Here is a 20,708-nt window from a genome sequence, read left to right on the forward strand (position 1 = left end):
GGACTAAGAATTAAGAATTAAAAATTGAGTTTACAGATTCGTTATTATGGATTCTTCTAATTGCTTCACCAATTATATTAGAAGCTGATAATACAGTAATTTTTTCTGCATTTTCTCTAATAGGAATTGTATCAGCTACAACTAATTCATCAAGAACACCATTCGCAATTCTATCGTATGCAGGTCCACTTAATACACCATGTGTACAGCATGCCATTACTGAATTAGCACCTTTTTTCTTTAATACTTCTGCAGCTTTAACTAAAGTACCAGCTGTGTCAACCATATCATCAACTAAGATTACATCTTTACCTTCAACATCACCAATGATGTTCATAACTTCAGCAACATTAGCTTTTTCTCTTTTTTTATCAACAATTATTAAATCATAACCAAGTTTATCAGCATAAGATCTTGCACGTGCAACACCACCGATATCTGGACTTGCAATAATAGGGTTTTCTAATTCTTTTTCTTTGATGTAATTTGCAAATAAAATTGAACCAAATAAGTTATCCGCAGGAATATTAAAGAAACCTTGAATTTGAGCTGCATGTAAATCAATAGTTACAACTCTATTAATTCCAGCTGCTTCTAATAAATCAGCAGTAAGTTTCGCAGTAATTGGAACTCTTGGAGCTGCTTTTCTATCTTGTCTTGCATATCCGTAGTATGGAATAACTGCAGAAATTGATCTTGCACTTGATCTTTTAAGTGCATCTACCATAATTAATAACTCCATTAAGTTGTCATTAGCTGGAGCACATGTAGGTTGAATAATAAATACGTCTTGTCCTCTAACACTTTCAGTAATTTGAACAGAGATTTCTCCATCACTGAATTTTTTTAAAGTAGCGTTTGATACTGGAATTCCTAAGTAATCCCCAACTTTTGCTGCAAATTCAGGATTAGCTGAACCACTAAAAAGTTTAAATGTTGACATGAAATTTTCCTTTGATGATAATTAATATTGCGATTTTATCTAAAGAGGACTTAATGATTTGTTATTAGAAAAAAATGATCTTAAAAAAATTAATATTGTTAATATAATATACAAAAATAGTATATATAAATATTTAGATGAAAAATATTATTAAATAAGAAAAAGTTATGACTCTTCGCCTATATAAACTTAATTTATTTAATTTTATATATTATTATATTGTGTTATGAAATAAATTGTAATTAAAAAGTTTAAATGTTTTATTTTTTTGAAATTATAAGTATTTAATAAATTGTTTGAATGTTTTATTTTTGTTTTTTCAATAATTTAGGAAAAATTCCTAAATTATTTTGTATCTTCGATCCAAGCGGAACCTATAACTTTTTGACCATCATAGAATACTGCTAATTGTCCAGCAGCAACTCCAAAAGCGGGTTCTTCTAAAGAAATTGAAGCTTTTGAATCTTCAATTTTAATTTTACATGGTATAGAATTTGATCTATATCTTAACTTTACAGTACAGTCAAATTCTTTTTTCTCAATATACATATTTAAATTGTTAGCTATTACTTCATTAATTTCTAAAGCAGCTTTTTTCCCAACAACAATAGTATTATCCTTAGGGTTTAATTTTGTAACAAAATGTGGTTCATGTGCTCCATGAACTACAAAGCCTCTTCTTTTACCAATTGTATAATGTGCATAACCTTTATGAGTTCCAACAACATTACCTTTTTCATCTAAAACATCACCTTTTTGGTCAATATTGGCATGTTTTTTTACAACATCGGTATATACTGTTTCAACAAAACAAATCTCTTGTGATTCACTTTTTGCTGTAATCTTTTTATATACATCATCTAATTCTTCACCAAGTCTAACAATGTCGTCTTTTTTGTAAGTACTTAAGGGGAACATCATATATGGAAGTGCTTCTTTATCTACTTGTGATAAGAAGTAAGATTGATCTTTACTTTTATCATCAGCTTCATAGAAAAATTTACCATCTGTTTTAGCATAGTGTCCAGTTGCAAGATATGAACAGTCTTTATCTTGAGCAAATTGTAACATTGCACCAAACTTGATTTGTTTATTACATTTTACACATGGGTTAGGAGTAGTTCCCTCTAGGTAAGAATCTACAAAGTAGTCATATACTTCTTGTGTAAATTTATCGCTTAAGTCTAATACGTGATATTTAATATCTAAGAATTTAGCAACATCTTCAATATGTCCTAAGTTTTTTTCGTGGTAACCGTCAGTTCTATTATGAAGTTTTAAGTAAACACCTTCAACTTCGTAACCTTCTTTTTGTAGCATATAAGCAGTAACTGAAGAATCAATTCCTCCACTCATACCTACCATTACTTTTTTTTGCATATTTAACCCTTTAAAAAGTTTCTTTTTTATTTTAAAGGAATAATTAGTGATTCTATATTTGCCAAATCTTTATAAGAAATAATAAGTTTTTTGTATTAATTTTTATTATCTAAGGTTCTAGGCGTATCTTGAAAGGATCGCTTTATTCCGTATCTTATTTCTAATCTTTGTTAATTTATGAAAATTGTTTGTTCGAGATTAGTATAAGGTAGCATTATAGCATTTTAAAAGAATTTTATTCTAAATAGGAGAGTTTTATTTAAGTTGATGGTATTGGGAAAGAGTAATTCTATCCCAATATTTTTTGAAAAAAGTAAGTATTTCTAATTAAAGTAATTACTTATAAATCCACCACCAAGGCAGTATTCACCATCATATAAAACAAGACTTTGTCCTAAAGTAACAGCTCTTTGAGGTTTATCAAATGTAACTATGACTTTATCCCCTTCCGTTGATGTTACTGTACAAGCTTGTTTTTGTTGTCTATATCTAATTTGTGCCATTAGTTTATCACCAATTTTAGGTGCATGCTCTAATACCCAGTGCATATGAGAGGCTTCAACATTTTGGTTCATTAATAATGGATGAACTGTATCTTGAACAACTGTTAGTGTATTGTTTTCAATATTTTTTTGTGCAGCATACCATGGCTTATGGATATGTCCATCAGATTCAGTCTCTTTAATTCCACCAAGACCAATACCTTTTCTTTGACCTAATGTGTAACAAATAAGACCTTTGTGTTTACCTATTACTTTTCCATTTTCATCTATAATATCACCAGGAACGGCTTTTAAATGTTGTGTAATAAAATCATCAAATCTTTGATTACCAATAAAACATATACCAGTACTATCTTTTTTATCACTAACTGGAAGATTATGTTCTCTTGCAATTTCTCGCACTTCTGTTTTTGTTAAATCTCCAAGTGGAAACATAGCTTGTGAAAGTTGTTCACTAGATAGTGCATGTAAAAAGTAAGATTGATCTTTTGAACTGTCTTTTGGAGTATCTAATACATAGTGGTCTTCATGTTTAGATATCTTTGCATAATGTCCCATTGCAATAAAATCAGCACCCATTTTTTTAGCTTCATTTAAAAATACATTAAACTTGATTTCTCTATTACATAAAATATCTGGATTAGGAGTAAGTCCTTTTTTTAAACCTTCTAAGAATACATCAAATACTTTTCCTCTGTATTCTTCAACAAAGTCTTTACCTTTTACTTCAATGCCAATTATTTCACCAACTTTTTTTGCATCTTCAAACTCTATACGATTAGGACATTGACTACCTTTTACACCATAGTCCCAATTTCGCATAAATAAGCCTATTACTTCATAACCTTGCTGTTTTAACAATAAAGCAGTAACTGATGAATCAACACCACCAGACATTCCAACAACTACTTTTTTCTTCATTTTCTACCCTTATAAATTCTATATATTTTATTTGCTCTTGTTTTTATTGTTTTCATATAATTTAAAGGAATAATCACTGATTCTCTATTTGCCCAGTCTTTGTGAGGGATAATAAGGTTTTCTGTATGAATTTTCTTATTATCAAAAAATATAATATCTATATCCAGAGTTCTAGGCGCATCTTGAAAGGATCGCTTTCTTCCATATCTAATTTCTAGCCTTTGCATAATTTTTAAAAATTCATTAGGAGCTAGATTAGTTTTAAGCGTGATTATACCATTTAAAAAGTCATTTTGTTCTAAATATCCAAAAGGTGGATTCTGAAGTAGGGGACTTGCCATTATAATATCAAATTTTGTATGACTATTTAAACACAATAATAACTTGTCAAATGTTTGTTTTACATTTCCTACATTTCCCCCAATTCCGATAGTAACAATATGTCTTTTTGAGGATTTTTTCTTATTTACATAAGGAAAATTGCTTGTTCTAAAAAGTGTTAAACTTTCACTTATTTTTTTTTTCAAATTTTTCTCTTTTTTTCCTGATAAATTAAAGTTTACTTAAATACTCAAGATTTATTTCTGCAATTTTTATAAAATTAAAGGATAATGGCTTTACCATTTTTCATTACAACTGTATCTTCAATTCTAACACCAAATTCATTTGGTATATAAATTCCAGGTTCAACTGTAAAGACCATATTATCTTCAATTATTACATCTGATTTACTGTTAATATTTGGAAATTCATGAATATCTAATCCTACTCCATGTCCAGTACTGTGAATAAAGTATTTCCCATATCCAGCTTTTTCAATAACAGATCTAGTAAGATTATCAATTTGACTAGCTTTCATTCCTACTTTTGCATTTTCAATTGCATTTAATTGTGCTTTGTAAACTAAGTCATAAATTTTTTGATGTTTATGTTTCTTGAATTTTTGTTCTCTCTTAAAAGAGAAGTTTTCAAAATTAACAGCTGCGGTACAAGTTCTATCAGAACAATATCTTTTATATTTAACTCCCGCATCAACTAATAATAAATCATTAAGTTTTAATTTCTTTTTACTTGGAAGTGCATGGGGTTTTGCTGCATTTTCATTAATGGCAATAATAGGATCAAAACTAAGATCTAGTTTTCCCATTTGGCTCATTTTCTCTAAACCTTTAAAAAATAAATGTTGCTCAGATTTTTTAAAACCATTTTTTCTAATATATTTAGCTAGTTCTTTAAAACCTTTTCTACCATGTTTTGCAGCTTTAGCTAATATTTCTATCTCTTCATCACTTTTAATAATTCTTTTTTGCTTAGAAAAATTCGGCTCTTGAATAAATTGTGTTTTTAAATCTTTACTTAGATTTGTATATAGTGCATATGTAAAGTCATTAGGATCAAAAGTAATTTTTTTTATCTTATTTTTTATTAGAATTTCTTTTGCAGTTTCCACTAGATTTGATGATTCAATTACTTCGCAATCTTTAGCAAACTCTTTTGCTTCTGTAGTATATCTTGCATCAGTAATAAAGTATCTATCACTACCTAATTTTAGGAAAATTACATTGTCACAAGAAAACTTTGATTCAAAATAAACTGCATTTTCATCTCGTAAAATAAAATTTTTCATAATTGCTCGTTCCTTTGGTGTGGTTTAACATAAATTTAAATATAATCTTACCTAAATTTTATAAAAGGAATATAATATGAAAATAGCCGTAATTCAAGGACCAAACTTAAATATGTTAGGTATTAGAGAACAACACATTTATGGTCCAATGAGTTTAGATCAAATTCATGAACAACTAAAAAATGCAGCAGAACAAAATGGAGTAGAATTAGAATTCTTCCAGTCAAACCTAGAGGGTGAGATTGTAGATAGAGTTCAAGAATGTTTAGGAACAGTAGATGGTATTATGATTAATCCAGCTGCATATTCACATACTTCAATTGCAATCAAAGATGCATTAGCAGCTGTTGAAATGCCAACAGTAGAAGTACATATTTCAAATATTTATAAAAGAGAAGAATTCAGACAAAAATCTGTAACTGCTGGTTCTACAACTGGTGTTATTACAGGATTTGGACCATTTGGTTACCACATGGGATTAATTGCATTAATGCAAATTATTTCTGAAATCAAAGCAGTAGAAGAAGCTCAACAAGAAACTGCTGAATAATTAGTATTTAAATGAAAATATTAAGTGCAAAGTGGGTACTTACCTGCGATGAAAATAACAGTATCATTGAAAATGGTGCTGTTGTTTTTAATGAAAAAATAATAGACATAGACTCTCTTGAAAATATCCAAAAAAAATATCCAGACTTAGAAGTAGAAGAATCAAAAGAAAATTCAGTTTTAATGCCAGGGCTTATTAATTCCCATGTACATTTAGAGTTTTCTGCTAATAGTACAACTTTAAAGTATGGTAACTTTATGAACTGGTTAAATTCAGTAATTAAAAATAGAGATGCTCTAGTAGAAAAAGCTACAAGTAAATTAATCTCTACAAAACTTGATAGAATGAAAAAAACTGGTACTACAAGTATTGGTGCAATTTCTTCTTATTCGTTTGATTTAGAAGCTTGTATTAAAAGTCCTATTAATACTGTATTCTTTTGTGAAGTAATTGGTACGAAAATGGATATGGTTGATACTTTATTCGCTGATTTTAAATCAAGACTAGAAGGTGCTAAACAAAGTGCTAGTAAGAATTTTATTCCTGCTGTTGCTATTCACTCACCTTATTCAGTACATCCTTTTTTAGTTAGAGAATCATTACGGCTAGCAAAAGAAGAAAATTTTGCAGTATCATCTCATTTTTTAGAATCTCCAGAAGAGTTTGAATGGTTACATAAAGACCAAGGTCTTTTTATTGATTTCTTTAAAAACTTTTTAGGTCAAGATAAAGCTGTTACAAAACCTATGGAGTTTTTAAATAACTTCTCAAATGTGAATAACTTATCTTTTACACATTGTGTGGAAGCAAGTGATGCTGATATTGAAAAAATTAAATCTTTAGGTGCTAGTATAAACCATTGTGTTACTTCAAATAGAGTATTAAATAATTCAAAACTAGATATTAGTAAATTAGATGATATCAATCTTACTATTGGTACTGATGGATTAAGTTCTAATAATTCTTTATCTATGTTTGATGAATTAAGAAATGCTTTAATGATGCATACAGATATTAATATTAACTCTTTAGCTAGTAAGTTATTAAAAGCTGCAACACTTAATGGTGCAAAAGCTTTAGGATTAAATAAAGGTGCTTTACAAAAAGATTTAGATGCTGATATTATTTCATTTACATTGCCAGATGATATTGAAGAGAGTGAAGATTTAGCTATGCATATTATATTACATACTAAATTCGTAGATAAAACAATTATAGGAGGAATAGATGCTTAATTTCTTTAAAACTATTTTCTCTCCTATTATTGCTATATTAGATTTTATTACAAAATATTTTAAGACAGTTGTATTTTTAACTATTATTTATTTTGTTGTATATGGTACTAATGGCAATAATATGGATTCAGGAAGTTTTGAAACTGCAAACTTACAAAGAATTGATCTTGTGGGGCCAATTTTAGATGTAAGTAAAACATTAGAAGATATAGAAAAAGCTAAAAATGATTCTAATATAAAAGGTGTTTTACTTGTAGTGAATTCTCCTGGTGGATCTGTTGCTCCATCTGTTGAATTAGCTTATGCAATAAAAGAACTTAAAACAGTTAAACCAGTTATTGCTTATGCAAGTGGTGTAATTGCAAGTGGTTCATATTATGCTTCTATTTGGGCAGATAAAATTATTGCAAACCCTGGATCTATGGTTGGTTCAATTGGAGTTATTATGCAAGGTGTAAATACTGAAGAGCTAATGGCAAAAATTGGAGTTTCAACTCAAACAGTGAAAGCTGGTAAATACAAAGAGTCAGGAACACCAACTAGAAAATGGTTTGATTATGAAAAACAACAATTACAAAGTATTATTGATGATACTTACCAAATGTTTATAAGTGATGTTGCAAGTGCAAGAAAACTTAATGTTAAAGATCATACTATTTATGCAGATGCAAAAGTATTTACTGCAAGACAAGCCAAAAATGTTGGTTTAGTTGATGAGGTAGCTACTATTTCAAGTGCAAAAAGTCAAATTGCAAAACTATCAAAAGTTAAAGTTGCAGTTTGGAATAAACAAGATAAATTTGAAAAATTTATGGATAAGTTGATCAGTGAAACTGTATCAAAAATCTCAATGAATTTTGCAAGTACACTAAAAGCTTATTAAAACTAGTAAAAAAAGAGGAGAATATAACTTCTCTTTTTTTGCAAAAATTAGTTAAATTACACATTATTGTGATATACTCCCGAAAATCATAGTAATAAACTACATTTTCTTCATTTCGAAAACTATAACAATTTCATAGTTTCATTAATCAAAAAGATCTTTTTTATAAATTACTATAGCAAACAAAAGGTAATTAATGTCATTTACACAATTAGGTTTAAATAGTGATATCCTAAAAGCTATTAAAGAGCAAGGATATACAGAACCTACACCAATACAAAAACAAGCTATTCCAGTTATTCTACAAAAAGAAGACGTTTTAGCAGCAGCTCAAACGGGAACAGGAAAAACAGCAGGTTTTACACTACCAATGTTAAATCTACTTAGTGCAAAATCTCCTAAAAAAGGTAATAAACCTTATGTTAGAGCTTTAATTTTAACACCAACAAGAGAGTTAGCTTCTCAAGTTGCACAAAATGTAGAGGAATACAGTCAATATCTTCCTATTAAAACTTCAGTGATATTTGGAGGAGTTGGAATCAACCCTCAAAAAGCACAATTAAGAAAAGGAGTTGATATAGTAATTGCAACTCCTGGAAGATTATTAGATCACGTATCACAAAACTCAATAGATTTATCAAGAGTTGAATTTTTAGTTCTTGATGAAGCAGATAGAATGTTAGATATGGGATTTATTCATGATATTAAAAAAGTAATATCAAATCTTCCATCTCACAGACAAAATCTTCTATTCTCTGCTACTTTTTCTGATGAAATTAAAAAACTAGCAGGTGGATTTTTAAATAATCCAAAAATAATTGAAGTAGCTAGAAGAAATACATCTTCAGCTCAAGTTGAACAAATTGTTCATTATGTGAAAAAAGATCAGAAAAGAAATTTATTATGTTACATAATTAAAGAAAATAATTTATCACAAGTATTAGTATTTACTCGTACTAAACATGGTGCAAATAGATTAACTGATTATTTAAAAAATTATAATATCTCAGCTGCTGCTATTCATGGTAGTAAATCACAAGGTGCAAGAACAAAAGCATTAGCTGATTTTAAATCAAATGAAATTAGAGTTTTAGTAGCAACTGATATTGCGGCTCGTGGTATTGATATTGAACTTTTACCAAATGTAATTAATTATGAGTTACCAAATGTTCCAGAAGATTATGTTCACAGAATCGGTAGAACTGGTAGAGCTGGTAATGTAGGAATTGCAATGTCTTTAGTTTGTAATGAAGAGTTTGAATATTTAAGAGATATTGAGAAGTTAATTAAAAAAGATTTAGAAGTAGTAGCTATTGATGGATATACAGTATCAAAATTAACTAAAGTTAAAAAAGATACTAGTAACAAAAACAATAATTCTAGAAACTCAAATAGAAACTCTAAACCAAAAGAGAATAAAAGAGAAAAAAGAACAGATAGAAAAGATGATAAAAACCCTAGAAATAAATCTGCAAAAGATAATAAAAAAAGATTTGATAAAAAAAGTGAAAATAAATCTTTAATTGAAACTTGGGAAAAAGAGTTAAAAAAAGAAAAAGCAAAACCTAGAAATAGAAGAATTTCTAGTGAATCTCAAAGAAGAGTTTCTTCAAGAAATAGCTAAAAATACAAAATAAGAAATAAAAAAGGGGAAGACATTTAAGTCTTCCCCTTTTTTTATGTAGTAAATATTACTCAGAAATTCCAGAAACGATTTTGTAAGTATCGTTAGCAATAACGTACTCTTCATTTGTAGGAATAACAAAAATTCTACCAGATGAACCATTAGTAGAGATATCTCTAGCTTCACCAGATCTTTTGTTATTTTTAGTTGGGTCAATATTTAATCCCATGTAATCTAAACCAGCACAAACTTTTTCTCTGATTAATGCAGCATTTTCACCAATACCACCTGTGAAACATAATGCATCAACACCATCAAGTGCAGCAGCATAAGATCCAACATATTTTTTAATAATGTAAGCAATCATATCAACAGTTAATCTACATCTATCATCACCATCTTCCATACCTTCAAGAACTTCTCTTAAGTCAGAAGATTTTCCAGAAATACCAACGATACCTGATTTTTTGTTAAGTACGTTTAACATTTCTTGGATATCCCATTTTTCAGTATCCATCATGTATTGAATAGCACCTGCACCAATATCACCAGATCTAGTTCCCATCATTAAACCTTGAACTGGAGTAAGACCCATTGAAGTATCAATACATTTACCATCAAAGATAGCAGAAACAGAAGAACCATTTCCTAAGTGACAAACAATAATTCTAGTATTATGTTTTTTATCTAACATATTTCTAGCTTCATTTGATACGAAGTAGTGAGATGTACCATGGAATCCATATTTTCTAACACCATTTTTAGTGTATTGATCATAAGGAAGTGGATACATATATGCGTAATCAGGCATAGTTTGGTGGAATGCAGTATCAAATACAGCTACATTTGGTTTACCTGGCATTAATTGTGCACAGATTTCCATACCCATAATGTTTGCTGGGTTATGTAATGGAGCTAAAGGTATTAATTCTTTCATTTTATCAATTACTTTATCTGTAACCATAACAGAACCAGCAAAGTCTTCCCCACCATGTACTGCTCTATGTCCGATTGCTTCAATATCATCAATAGAGTTAATAACTTTACCTTCACCTTCAGTTAATGTTTTTAATACTAACTCAATTGCTTCCTTGTGAGTTGGCATAGAAACTTCTAATTTAACTTTTTGATCTTCACCAAATTCGTGTTTTAAAACACCATCAATTCCGATTCTTTCACATAGTCCTACTGCTAAAACTTCCTTGTTTACTGGATTCATTAATTGATACTTTAATGATGAACTTCCTGCGTTTAAAATAAATACTAACATACTTCTGCTTCCTTTTGTTTAGTTATATTAAAATTATTTGATTTGAGTTGCAGTAATTGCAACTAAATTAGCGATATCTTCTACTGAACATCCTCTAGATAAGTCATTAACAGGTTTTGCTAAACCTTGAACAACTGGTCCATGAGCTTGTGCTCCTGCGAATCTTTGTACTAATTTATATCCAATATTTCCAGACTGTAAGTCAGGGAATACTAATACATTTGCTTTTCCAGCTACTTCTGAACCTGGTGCTTTTTTAGCTCCAATTGCTTCAACGATTGCTGCATCTGCTTGCATTTCACCATCAAAAGAGAAATCAACATTTCTTTCTTCTAATAAATCAACTGCAAATTGTACTTTATCAACTAATGGGTGCTTAGCACTCCCTTTTGTTGAGAAAGATAACATAGCAACTCTAGGATCAAGTCCAACCACTGAACTAGCTGTTGCTGCTGTTGCACAAGCGATATCTGCTAATTGCTCAGCATTAGGCTCAGGAATTACTGCACAGTCTGCAAATAAAATAAGACCATTGTCTCCAAATTTACCGTCAGCTGTTTCCATAATAAACGCAGATGATACTGTGTTAATACCAGGAGCTGTTTTGATTACATGAATTGCTGCTTTTAATACATCAGCAGTTGGTGAATTAGAACCTGCAACTAAACCGTCTGCATCTCCAAGTCTTACCATCATACAACCAAAGAATCTTGGCTCAGTAGTCATGATTTCAGTAGCTTCTTCTCTAGATAAACCTTTTTTCTTTCTTAATTCAACTAATTCATCTATATATGTATCAATCTTATCAAATTTCTTAGGATCAATAATTGTTGCTCCATCAATAAATGCACCACAAGCTGCTGCATCAGCTTTAATAGTTTCTTCATTTCCAATTAATACAACATTTGCTGTTTTCTCATCTAAAACTTGTTGAGCAGCTTTTAATACTCTCTCATCTTCAGACTCTGGAAGAACAATTGTTCTTAACTGTAATTTTGCTTTTTCTTTAATGCTTTCAATTAAACCCATTTAAGTTATCCTTTCTAGTTTAAAACTTGTGAAAGATTATAATTCAAAACCGTAGCATATAAGTAGCATAGGTTTATAATCTTATTCAAGTTATATTGTATATTATATTTTTCGAAAAGTACATAAAATATACATTAAATTTGCAAAATATTTAAAATGTGCATAATTGTAATAAAATAGGGTGTTTATAGGGTTTTAAGGGATATTGTCAAGGTGATAATGTACTAAAGTTGTACGTGATGTTTAAAATTTAAGCGTTATTGATTTCTATTAACAAAAGCTGTTACGCTTTTGTTAAATTGTAAGTATCTTTAGCAATTACTAATTCTTCATTAGTAGGAATTACAAAGATTTTTGTCTTAGATGTTTCTTTATTGATTTCTCTATTTTGATCGTTTCTTACTTGATTTTTTTCATTGTCAATTTCAACTCCCATAAATTCTAAACCAGAACAAACTCTTTCTCTAATTAAATCTGCATTTTCACCAATTCCAGCAGTGAAACAAATTGCATCTACACCTTCAAGCATTCCTGCATATGAACAAATGTATTTTTTAATTCTATTACATTTCATATCAATAGTTGTATTAGCTCTTTCATCACCATTTGCAGCAGCTTCAATAATTTCTCTTAAATCAGAAGAAATTCCAGATACTCCAAGTAAACCAGATTTTTTATTTAAATAGTTAGTCATTTCATTTGCACTCATATCTTTTCTTTCCATTAAGTAAGAAATAACAGCTGGGTCTAAATCTCCAGATCTAGTACCCATCATTAGACCTTCAAGTGGAGTAAGTCCCATTGAAGTATCAATTGATTTTCCATCTCTAACTGCACAAATTGAAGAACCATTTCCTAAGTGACAAACAATAACTTTAGAATCTTCTTTATTTAACATTTGTTTTGCTTGATCTGATACATAGAAGTGAGAAGTTCCATGGAATCCATATTTTCTAACTTTATGTTCTTTATAATCTTCATATGGAACTGCATACATAAATGAACTAGCTGGCATAGTTTGGTGGAATGCTGTATCAAATACTGCTACATTTGGTTTTGTAGGCATTAATTCTTTACAAATCTCAATACCAATAATATGTGCTGGATTATGTAAAGGTGCTAATGGAATTAATTCTTTTAATTTTGAAACAACATCTTCATCAATAAGAACTGAAGTAGAGAAGTACTCTCCACCATGAACAACTCTATGTCCAATTGAGTCAATATCTTCAATTGAGTTTATAACTTTATTTTCACCTTGTGTTAAAACATCTAAAACAATTTCAATTGCCTCTTTATGTGTAGGCATATCTAAATCTTTTTTTGTTTTAGTTTCATTAGCTTCATGTACTAATCTTCCATCAATACCAATTCTTTCACAAAGTCCAGAAGCTAAAACTTCTGTAGTTTCAGGGTTCATTAATTGATACTTTAATGATGAACTACCTGCATTTAAAATAAATACTAACATTCAATAAATCCTTATATTTTTTTTATTTTATCGACATTATATGTCATATTTATGTCAAACAAATGACATGGATCAATAAAACTACTTTATTTTTACTTTTGGTAAGTTTTTTAACTTAATAAAAATTAAAGAAGTCATTAAAGCATCATTATATGCATCATGCTTACCCATTACTGGAATATCTAAATCTTCCATAATTGTGTCGAACCTAAGATCAATATTTGCTTGAGGTATTTTTTCTATTTTATAATCATAATAAATCTCAGAAACTTCTAATGCTTTATTTGGAAGTTTAATACCAATTTTTGGTTTTAAATATTTGTTAACCATAGAAATATCAAATTCTAGGAAATAACCAACTAAAGTTCTATTTCCAATATAATCTATAAATTCTTCAATTACGTTATTAATATCATCTGCATCTTCAAGATCACACTCACGTATGTGATGAATTTTAATTGCATCTGCTTGTAGTTTTGTTTTAGGTTTTACAAATCTTACAAATTTTTTACTAGATATAACCACATTATTTTTAATAATAACTGCACCTATTGAGATAATATCATCTTTTTTAGGATCTAATCCTGTTGTCTCACAATCAAAACACACATACTCATCTTCATGTGGTTTATCAAAAAGGTAAGAATAGTTTTGATCCTTTAATCTCTTTTTACTAAAGTAGTTATTGATGATTCTAAACATAGTTCAACTTAAAATGATATTCTAGTTTTTTCTTTAGTTTATTAATGATTTTGAATGAATCTTTTAATAAATCTTTTTGCATTGTATTTAGATTATCTGGGTTGATATAGTTATCAATAACCTCGTTTTTATCAAGTTTTTCAAGATTAGATTTTAATTTTAGATTTGATAAGAAATTAAATGCCATTATTAACTCTTGTGCAAACTCATCATCAAATACACCTTGTTCTGTTAATACCTTGATTCTTTTATTTGTATTAGTATTAAATAGTTTTTTCTCTAAACTTAAAGCTCTAACACTTTGTACTAATATGAATATACCGCCTTTTTTAATATCAAGCTCATTTTTATGATCATTATTAGCACTATCAAATACAAATCCATCAAAGAATCCTAAAGGTACATCAAAATTCATAATTACTTTTGCAAAATTAGATTTGAAAGCTTGAGAATCAGCTCCAGCTTTAAATAGATACTCTTTTAATTCTAATATTATGTCAATATCCCCTGATGCACAAACTGAATCGTAGAAAATTGCTACATTCATTAAATTATCAGGATTTGGTTCATTTACCCATGAATAAATTAAATCTTTGAAATCAGATTTTCTTCTACACCAGTATGGATTTGAAACCATAATATTACCTTCGCATCTTGGAAAACCAAAATCTACTAAAGTATCTGTAAATTTGTTTGTAAATGTTTGTAACTCTTCATCTGTAATCTCACAATCATCATCAATAATTAAAGCATTATCTTGATCAGTTTTAAGAACTTGTTCTCCTCTTCCTTCACTTCCCATAACAACTAAACAAGACTTACCTTGCAGTTGAATTGGTGCAAGAATATTATAAAGTTTATTTAGAAGTTTTCTATTTAATTGATTAATTAATTTAGAAATAAATTCAATTTTTACACCTTTTGCATTAAGTGATTTAATGATTTTCATAAATGAGTGTGATGCTGCCTTTAACTCATCAACTGTTTCAGCTTTTACAATTTCATTGGATACAGCAAATGTGTTAGTCGCAAAGAAAGAAGATAAAGATATTTGATCAAGAATACCAATTATTTCGCCTTTATTATTTTTTACTACAACTCTTTTTAGACCATGTTTTGCCATTATAAGTTGAGCATTAAATAAAAAGTCATTTTCATTTACATAAACTAAACCTTTTGATGCAATTTTTACAATTTTATCATCAAAGTCCATTCTATTTAAAATTACTTTTTGTCTAAAATCTGAATCAGTAACAATATACATTTCCCCATCTTGGTCTTTTAATAATACCGTTGGTACTTTTTCTTTCTTTATTATAGTTGCTGCTTCAAAAATTGTTTTTTCAGTGTCAATAATTACAGCTGGATGTATTTGAGCATCTTTGATTTTAGCAACCATAATATTTGCCATATCTTTATTTTTTTCTTGATTGATATGATTATTAAGTTTTTGTGAAATAGTCTGAAAGAAAAAACTCTCTAATTCAGTATTTTCATGTAATGTTTTAATGAAAATTTCTCTAGGTAATGAATAACAGATAGTTTCTTGTGCAGTAATAAATGTGTGCTTTGAATAGTTTTCAACAAGTGAAATTGGATCAAATATTTCATTCTTTGAAAAAATTGAAAGTACTTCATCGTTTAATGTTTCTTGAACGATACCTTTTAATACAAAATATAAATGTGTTGGTTCACTTCCTTGTTTTTGTAAAATCTCATTTTTTTTAAAATAAACAATATCAATATTTTCCGCAAATGTTTCTAATTGAACTTTGTTCAAATGTTCAAAGGGATGAATTGATGTCAGAAAAGTTTTTTGTTCTAATATACTCATAAATATGCTTCCTATGTTTTAGTAATATACTAAATATTTATGTATATATTTTATCTAAAAATGCATAAGTAAATTATTATTAAATGAGTAAAAAAATGAAAATAAATTGCGTTTTTGTGGGAATAGTGTAAGAAAAATTGAATTTTAATAACTAGATAATAAATTTTATCAAAGGAATAAATTCCTTTGATAAATAAGTACTAGTGATCAACTGCTCCAGCTGAACCAATACCTGTATTTGCTCTAACATTTTGTGCTCTATACATTTCTTTTTCGTTTCTACCTCTTTCAGATGAATCTGTTTTAGAGAATAACCAAATTGAAACAAATGCTATAGTTACAGAGAATAAAGCAGGGTGTTTATAAGGGAATAAAGCTTCTTCATTTCCTAAAATAGAAACCCATACAATAGGTCCAACAATAACTAAAGTAATAGCAGTTAATAATCCAATTAATCCACCAATGAATGCACCTCTAGTCGTTAATCCTCTCCAGTAAATTGAAAGAAATAAAATTGGGAAGTTAGCAGATGCAGCAATACCGAATGCTAATCCAACCATGTATGCAATATTTTGCTCTTCAAATGCAATACCTAAAGTAACACCAACAATACCAACAACAACAACTGTATATCTAGAGATTTTTACAATTTGCTCATCAGTAGCTTTTGGATTAATTACATTTGAGTATAAGTCATGCGAAATTGCTGAAGCACCTGCTAAAGTAAGTCCTGAAACAACCGCTAAAATAGTTGCAAAAGCAACAGCTGAAATAAATCCTAAGAATGCATTTCCACCTAACATATGTGATAAGTGAATAGATGCCATATTATTTCCACCGAATAATTTACCATCAACAAAATACTGTGCACCATCTGCTGAGTTTAAGAATGCGATTGCACCAAAACCAACGATAGTAATAATAACCCAGAAGTAACCAACAAAACCAGTTGCATAAACAACAGATTTTCTAGCTTCTTTTGCATTACCAACAGTAAAGAATCTCATAAGTACATGTGGAAGACCAGCAGTTCCTAACATTAATGCCATACCTAATGAAATAGCAGAGATTGGGTCAGAAATAAATCCACCTGGTGCTAAAATTGATTCACCAGCACTGTGATTTTCAACAGCTTTAACTGCTAAAGATTCAAATGAGAAATCAAATGAGTAAAGAACCATTATTGCCATGAATGATACACCTGTTAATAATAAACAAGCTTTAATAATTTGTACCCAAGTAGTTGCAAGCATACCACCAAAAGTTACATAAATAATCATCATAATACCAACAAGAATTACAGCGAATTCATATTCCATACCAAATAATACTTGAATAAGTTTACCAGCTCCAACCATTTGAGCAATTAAGTATAAAACAACAACAGATAAAGTACCAAACGCAGCAAGAGTTCTAATCTCTTTTTGTCCTAATCTGTATGCAGCAATATCAGCAAATGTAAATTTACCTAAGTTTCTTAACTTCTCAGCCATGAAGAATAAAATAATTGGCCATCCAACTAAGAATGAAACAGCATAGATAACTCCATCATAACCTTTTAAGTAAATTAAACCAGATACACCAAGGAATGCAGCAGCTGACATATAATCACCAGCAATTGCTAATCCATTTTGGAAACCAGTAATTCCTCCACCAGCAGTATAGAAATCAGATGCTGATTTCGTTCTTCTTGCAGCCCATACTGTTAAACCTAAAGTAAAAACAATAAAAACAAAGAACATAATAATCGCAGGTATATTAAGTTCTCTTTTTGTTGCTTCAAAAGATGCATCTCCAGCAGCAAATGCACTTAAAGCTATAATTGAAATGATTGCTAAAATTTTTAACATTATAATAAATCCTTTACGTCTTCTTTAATATCATTAGTTAAGTCTTCAAACTCACCATTTGCTCTTTTAACATAAATAAGAGTTGTGATAAAACTAATTACTAAGATTGCTAAAGCAATAGGAAATGCTACTGTTGTAAGCCCTTCACCAATTTTTGTAGCTAATACTTCTTTGTTAAATGCAATTGTTAAAATAAATGCATAAAACATAACTAGTACAAAAATCCCAAGTTTAATACCAAAACTATTTCTTTTAGAAACTAGTTCTTGATACTTAGGATTATTTTCGATTCTTTCTACTAATTCGTCCTTCATGTTGCTTCCTTTTTTGTATAACTTAATGTGCAAGTTATCCTGTGTACTTATTTTTATATAACTATTTCTAATCTTTTATGTAGCAGTAGAATAGCAAATAAAAAAAATGTATGTTTATTATACATCCAAAAATTTACGAAAAGAAAGTATTAAATATTAAAATGTGTAAAAAATATGTTTTTTTTGTAGAAAGGTAACATAAAATACCATTATAAATTATCCTATTTAATTAATTATTTTAAGTTTTGTTTTATATATGGCTAAAATGGCTCTAAAGGATAAAAATTGTTACATAAGGTAATGTTTTTATAGTCTAATGTTACATATATGTTATATAATTTTATATAACCCTTTTATTCTATTGCTATTAATACTAATAAATAATAATAACAATGATTAATATTGCTAAGAAAATAGAAAAATGTTATTTTTTTTATGTAACTTAAATTGTAAAATAGGGATTATTTGTATATTTTGAAGGTATTAGTTTTGAGCAAGGAATCAAAGAGAGTGTACAACTCTCTTTGAAATGTACAATAAATGTACAATTAGTGATCAACAGCTCCGTCAGCTCCGATTCCAGTTTCAGCTCTAACACTTTGTGCTTCATAAGCTTTAATTTCATCTTTTGCTCTTTGCGATTTATCAGTAATTGAGAAGAACCAAATACCAATGAATGCAACAGATACTGAGAATAGTGCAGGGTGTTTATAAGGGAAAATAGCTTCAGCATTTCCTAAAACAGATACCCATACAACAGGACCTAAAATTACAAGCACTACCGCAGTAAGTAATCCTAAGAACCCACCAATGAATGCTCCTCTAGTTGTTAACTTAGACCAGTAAATTGATAAGAATAAAATTGGGAAGTTAGCAGATGCAGCAATAGCAAATGCAAGACCAACCATAAATGCAATATTTTGGTGCTCGAAAGCAATACCTAATACAACACCAACTACACCAATTGCAATTGTTGCTCTTTTTGATACAGCAATTTCTTGCTCTTCAGTAGCATTAGTATTAATAACAGATGCGTAAAGGTCATGTGAAATTGCAGATGCACCTGCAAGAGTAAGACCAGAAACAACCGCTAAAATAGTAGCAAATGCAACAGCTGAAATAAATCCTAAGAATACATTTCCACCAACAACATGTGATAAGTGAATTGCAGCCATATTATTTCCACCAAATAATTGACCATCAACAAAGTACTGTTGACCTTCTGGAGAGTTTAAGAATACAATTGCTCCAAGACCAATAATAGCAATAACTAAGTAGAAGTAACCAATAAATCCAGTTGCATAAACAACAGATTTTCTAGCTTCTTTAGCATTTCCAACAGTAAAGAATCTCATAAGAACGTGAGGTAAACCCGCAGTACCTAACATAAGAGCTAAACCAAGTGAAATTGCGGAGATTGGATCGGATATAAATCCTCCAGGCGCCATAATATCTTGACCTAACGTATGAGTTTCAACAGCTTTTGTTGCTAATGCTTCGAATGAGAATCCAAAGTGACTTAATACCATGTAACCCATGAAAGTTACACCAGAAAGTAATAATACAGCTTTAATAATTTGTACCCAAGTAGTTGCTAACATCCCACCAAAAGTAACATATACAATCATCATAATTCCAACAAGGATAACTGCATATTCATATTCTAAACCAAATAATACTTGAATTAACTTTCCAGAACCAACCATTTGAGCAATAAGATATAAAGTAACAACTGCTAAAGAACCCGCAGCAGCAAGAGATCTAATCTCTTTTTGACCTAATCTATATGCAGCAATATCAGCGAATGTAAATTTACCTAAGTTTCTTAATTTTTCAGCCATTAAGAATAAAATTACAGGCCAACCAACTAAAAATCCAACAGCATAAACTAATCCATCATAACCTTTAAGGTATACTAAACCTGAAAGACCTAAGAAAGATGCAGCTGACATGTAGTCACCCGCAATTGCCATACCATTTTGGAAACCAGAAATTCCTCCACCTGCTGTATAGAAATCACTAGCAGATTTAGTTCTTTTTGCAGCCCAGTAAGTAATAGCTAAAGTACCACCAACAAAGATAAAGAACATAATAATCGCAGGAATATTTAATTCTCTTTTAGTTGCCTCAAATGTTGCATCACCAGCAGCAAACATTGCTACAGCGAATACAGAAAGTAGTGCTAATATTTTTAACATTATAATAAATCCTTTACATCAGCTTTAATTTCATTAGTTAAATCTTCAAACTCACCGTTTGCTCTTTTAACATAAATTAATGTTGTAATGAAACTTACTACAATAATTGCAGCCGCAACTGGGAATGCAATTGTCATAACACCCTCACCAGTTAATGTTCCTAATACACTAGGATTAAATGCAATTGTTAAAATATATGCATAAAACATCACTAATACGAAAATCGATAATTTCAGGGCGAAACCACTTCTTTTCTTAACTAACTCTTGATATTTAGAGTTATTTTTGATTCGTTGTACTAACTCATCATTCATTTTTGCCTCCTTAGTTATTTTATTCGAATTAAATAATAATATTTCTTAAAGTAAAGAAAC

Annotated in this window: 18 protein-coding genes; 4 read left to right on the top strand and 14 right to left on the bottom strand. The window is 29.3% G+C overall.

The genetic code is table 11. The features are described from left to right. Window positions 1-10: 10 nt before the first annotated feature. From ALEK_RS03705 to ALEK_RS03725, 5 genes are all read right to left on the bottom strand, one after another. Window positions 11-943 carry a ribose-phosphate pyrophosphokinase gene (locus tag ALEK_RS03705; protein ID WP_071626163.1) on the bottom strand — a complete coding sequence of 311 codons (933 nt, stop codon included), beginning with the start codon at window positions 941-943 and terminating at the stop codon, window positions 11-13. Between the two features lie 345 nt (window positions 944-1,288). Then, complete coding sequence (gene mnmA / locus ALEK_RS03710) at window positions 1,289-2,323, bottom strand: tRNA 2-thiouridine(34) synthase MnmA (protein WP_071626162.1); 1,035 nt, start codon at window positions 2,321-2,323, stop codon at window positions 1,289-1,291. Window positions 2,324-2,646: 323 nt separating this feature from the next. Then, on the bottom strand, window positions 2,647-3,747 hold the full coding sequence (mnmA, locus tag ALEK_RS03715; protein WP_071626161.1) for a tRNA 2-thiouridine(34) synthase MnmA: 1,101 nt from the start codon (window positions 3,745-3,747) through the stop codon (window positions 2,647-2,649). Beyond that, window positions 3,744-4,274 carry a 2-amino-4-hydroxy-6-hydroxymethyldihydropteridine diphosphokinase gene (gene folK, locus ALEK_RS03720; RefSeq protein WP_071626160.1) on the bottom strand — a complete coding sequence of 177 codons (531 nt, stop codon included), beginning with the start codon at window positions 4,272-4,274 and terminating at the stop codon, window positions 3,744-3,746. The genes mnmA (ALEK_RS03715) and folK overlap by 4 nt, the downstream gene beginning before the upstream one ends. Window positions 4,275-4,348: 74 nt before the next feature. Then, on the bottom strand, window positions 4,349-5,374 hold the full coding sequence (locus ALEK_RS03725; RefSeq protein WP_071626159.1) for a M24 family metallopeptidase: 1,026 nt from the start codon (window positions 5,372-5,374) through the stop codon (window positions 4,349-4,351). Window positions 5,375-5,450: 76 nt separating this feature from the next. Between ALEK_RS03725 and aroQ the strand changes: the two genes are divergently transcribed. From aroQ to ALEK_RS03745, 4 genes are all read left to right on the top strand, one after another. Next, window positions 5,451-5,924, top strand: a complete 474-nt coding sequence (aroQ, locus tag ALEK_RS03730; RefSeq protein WP_071626158.1) for a type II 3-dehydroquinate dehydratase — start codon at window positions 5,451-5,453, stop codon at window positions 5,922-5,924. 11 nt (window positions 5,925-5,935) lie between these two features. Next, entirely contained in the window at window positions 5,936-7,159 is a 1,224-nt protein-coding gene (gene mqnF, locus ALEK_RS03735) for an aminofutalosine deaminase family hydrolase (protein ID WP_071626157.1), read from the top strand. After that, entirely contained in the window at window positions 7,152-8,042 is an 891-nt protein-coding gene (gene sppA, locus ALEK_RS03740) for a signal peptide peptidase SppA (protein WP_071626156.1), read from the top strand. The genes mqnF and sppA overlap by 8 nt, the downstream gene beginning before the upstream one ends. 196 nt (window positions 8,043-8,238) lie before the next feature. Continuing rightward, window positions 8,239-9,666 (top strand): DEAD/DEAH box helicase, encoded by a 1,428-nt coding sequence (locus tag ALEK_RS03745; protein ID WP_071626155.1) that lies wholly within the window; start codon window positions 8,239-8,241, stop codon window positions 9,664-9,666. A gap of 67 nt (window positions 9,667-9,733) precedes the next feature. Here the strand turns inward: ALEK_RS03745 and ALEK_RS03750 are convergent, their stop codons facing one another. From ALEK_RS03750 to ALEK_RS03790, 9 genes are all read right to left on the bottom strand, one after another. Beyond that, complete coding sequence (locus ALEK_RS03750; RefSeq protein ID WP_071626154.1) at window positions 9,734-10,936, bottom strand: acetate/propionate family kinase; 1,203 nt, start codon at window positions 10,934-10,936, stop codon at window positions 9,734-9,736. A 33-nt stretch (window positions 10,937-10,969) separates the two neighbouring features. Next, complete coding sequence (pta, locus tag ALEK_RS03755) at window positions 10,970-11,965, bottom strand: phosphate acetyltransferase (protein ID WP_071626153.1); 996 nt, start codon at window positions 11,963-11,965, stop codon at window positions 10,970-10,972. A gap of 283 nt (window positions 11,966-12,248) precedes the next feature. Beyond that, on the bottom strand, window positions 12,249-13,436 hold the full coding sequence (locus ALEK_RS03760; RefSeq protein WP_071626152.1) for an acetate/propionate family kinase: 1,188 nt from the start codon (window positions 13,434-13,436) through the stop codon (window positions 12,249-12,251). Between the two features lie 81 nt (window positions 13,437-13,517). After that, window positions 13,518-14,138: a 3'-5' exonuclease gene (locus ALEK_RS03765; RefSeq protein WP_071626151.1), complete on the bottom strand. Its 621-nt coding sequence runs from the start codon at window positions 14,136-14,138 to the stop codon at window positions 13,518-13,520. Further along, window positions 14,131-15,972: a putative nucleotidyltransferase substrate binding domain-containing protein gene (locus ALEK_RS03770; RefSeq protein ID WP_071626150.1), complete on the bottom strand. Its 1,842-nt coding sequence runs from the start codon at window positions 15,970-15,972 to the stop codon at window positions 14,131-14,133. Before ALEK_RS03770 ends, ALEK_RS03765 begins: the two co-directional genes overlap by 8 nt. 200 nt (window positions 15,973-16,172) lie before the next feature. After that, window positions 16,173-17,822: a cation acetate symporter gene (locus tag ALEK_RS03775; RefSeq protein WP_071626149.1), complete on the bottom strand. Its 1,650-nt coding sequence runs from the start codon at window positions 17,820-17,822 to the stop codon at window positions 16,173-16,175. Continuing rightward, a complete protein-coding gene (locus ALEK_RS03780) occupies window positions 17,822-18,136 on the bottom strand; it encodes a DUF485 domain-containing protein (RefSeq protein WP_071626148.1) in 315 nt (104 codons plus the stop codon). The genes ALEK_RS03775 and ALEK_RS03780 overlap by 1 nt, the downstream gene beginning before the upstream one ends. A 548-nt stretch (window positions 18,137-18,684) precedes the next feature. Next, window positions 18,685-20,334 (bottom strand): cation acetate symporter, encoded by a 1,650-nt coding sequence (locus ALEK_RS03785; RefSeq protein WP_071626147.1) that lies wholly within the window; start codon window positions 20,332-20,334, stop codon window positions 18,685-18,687. Beyond that, window positions 20,334-20,648: a DUF485 domain-containing protein gene (locus ALEK_RS03790; RefSeq protein WP_071626146.1), complete on the bottom strand. Its 315-nt coding sequence runs from the start codon at window positions 20,646-20,648 to the stop codon at window positions 20,334-20,336. Before ALEK_RS03790 ends, ALEK_RS03785 begins: the two co-directional genes overlap by 1 nt. Window positions 20,649-20,708 lie beyond the last annotated feature (60 nt).

This window comes from Poseidonibacter lekithochrous (assembly GCF_013283835.1).
In the GTDB taxonomy this organism is placed as follows: domain Bacteria; phylum Campylobacterota; class Campylobacteria; order Campylobacterales; family Arcobacteraceae; genus Poseidonibacter; species Poseidonibacter lekithochrous.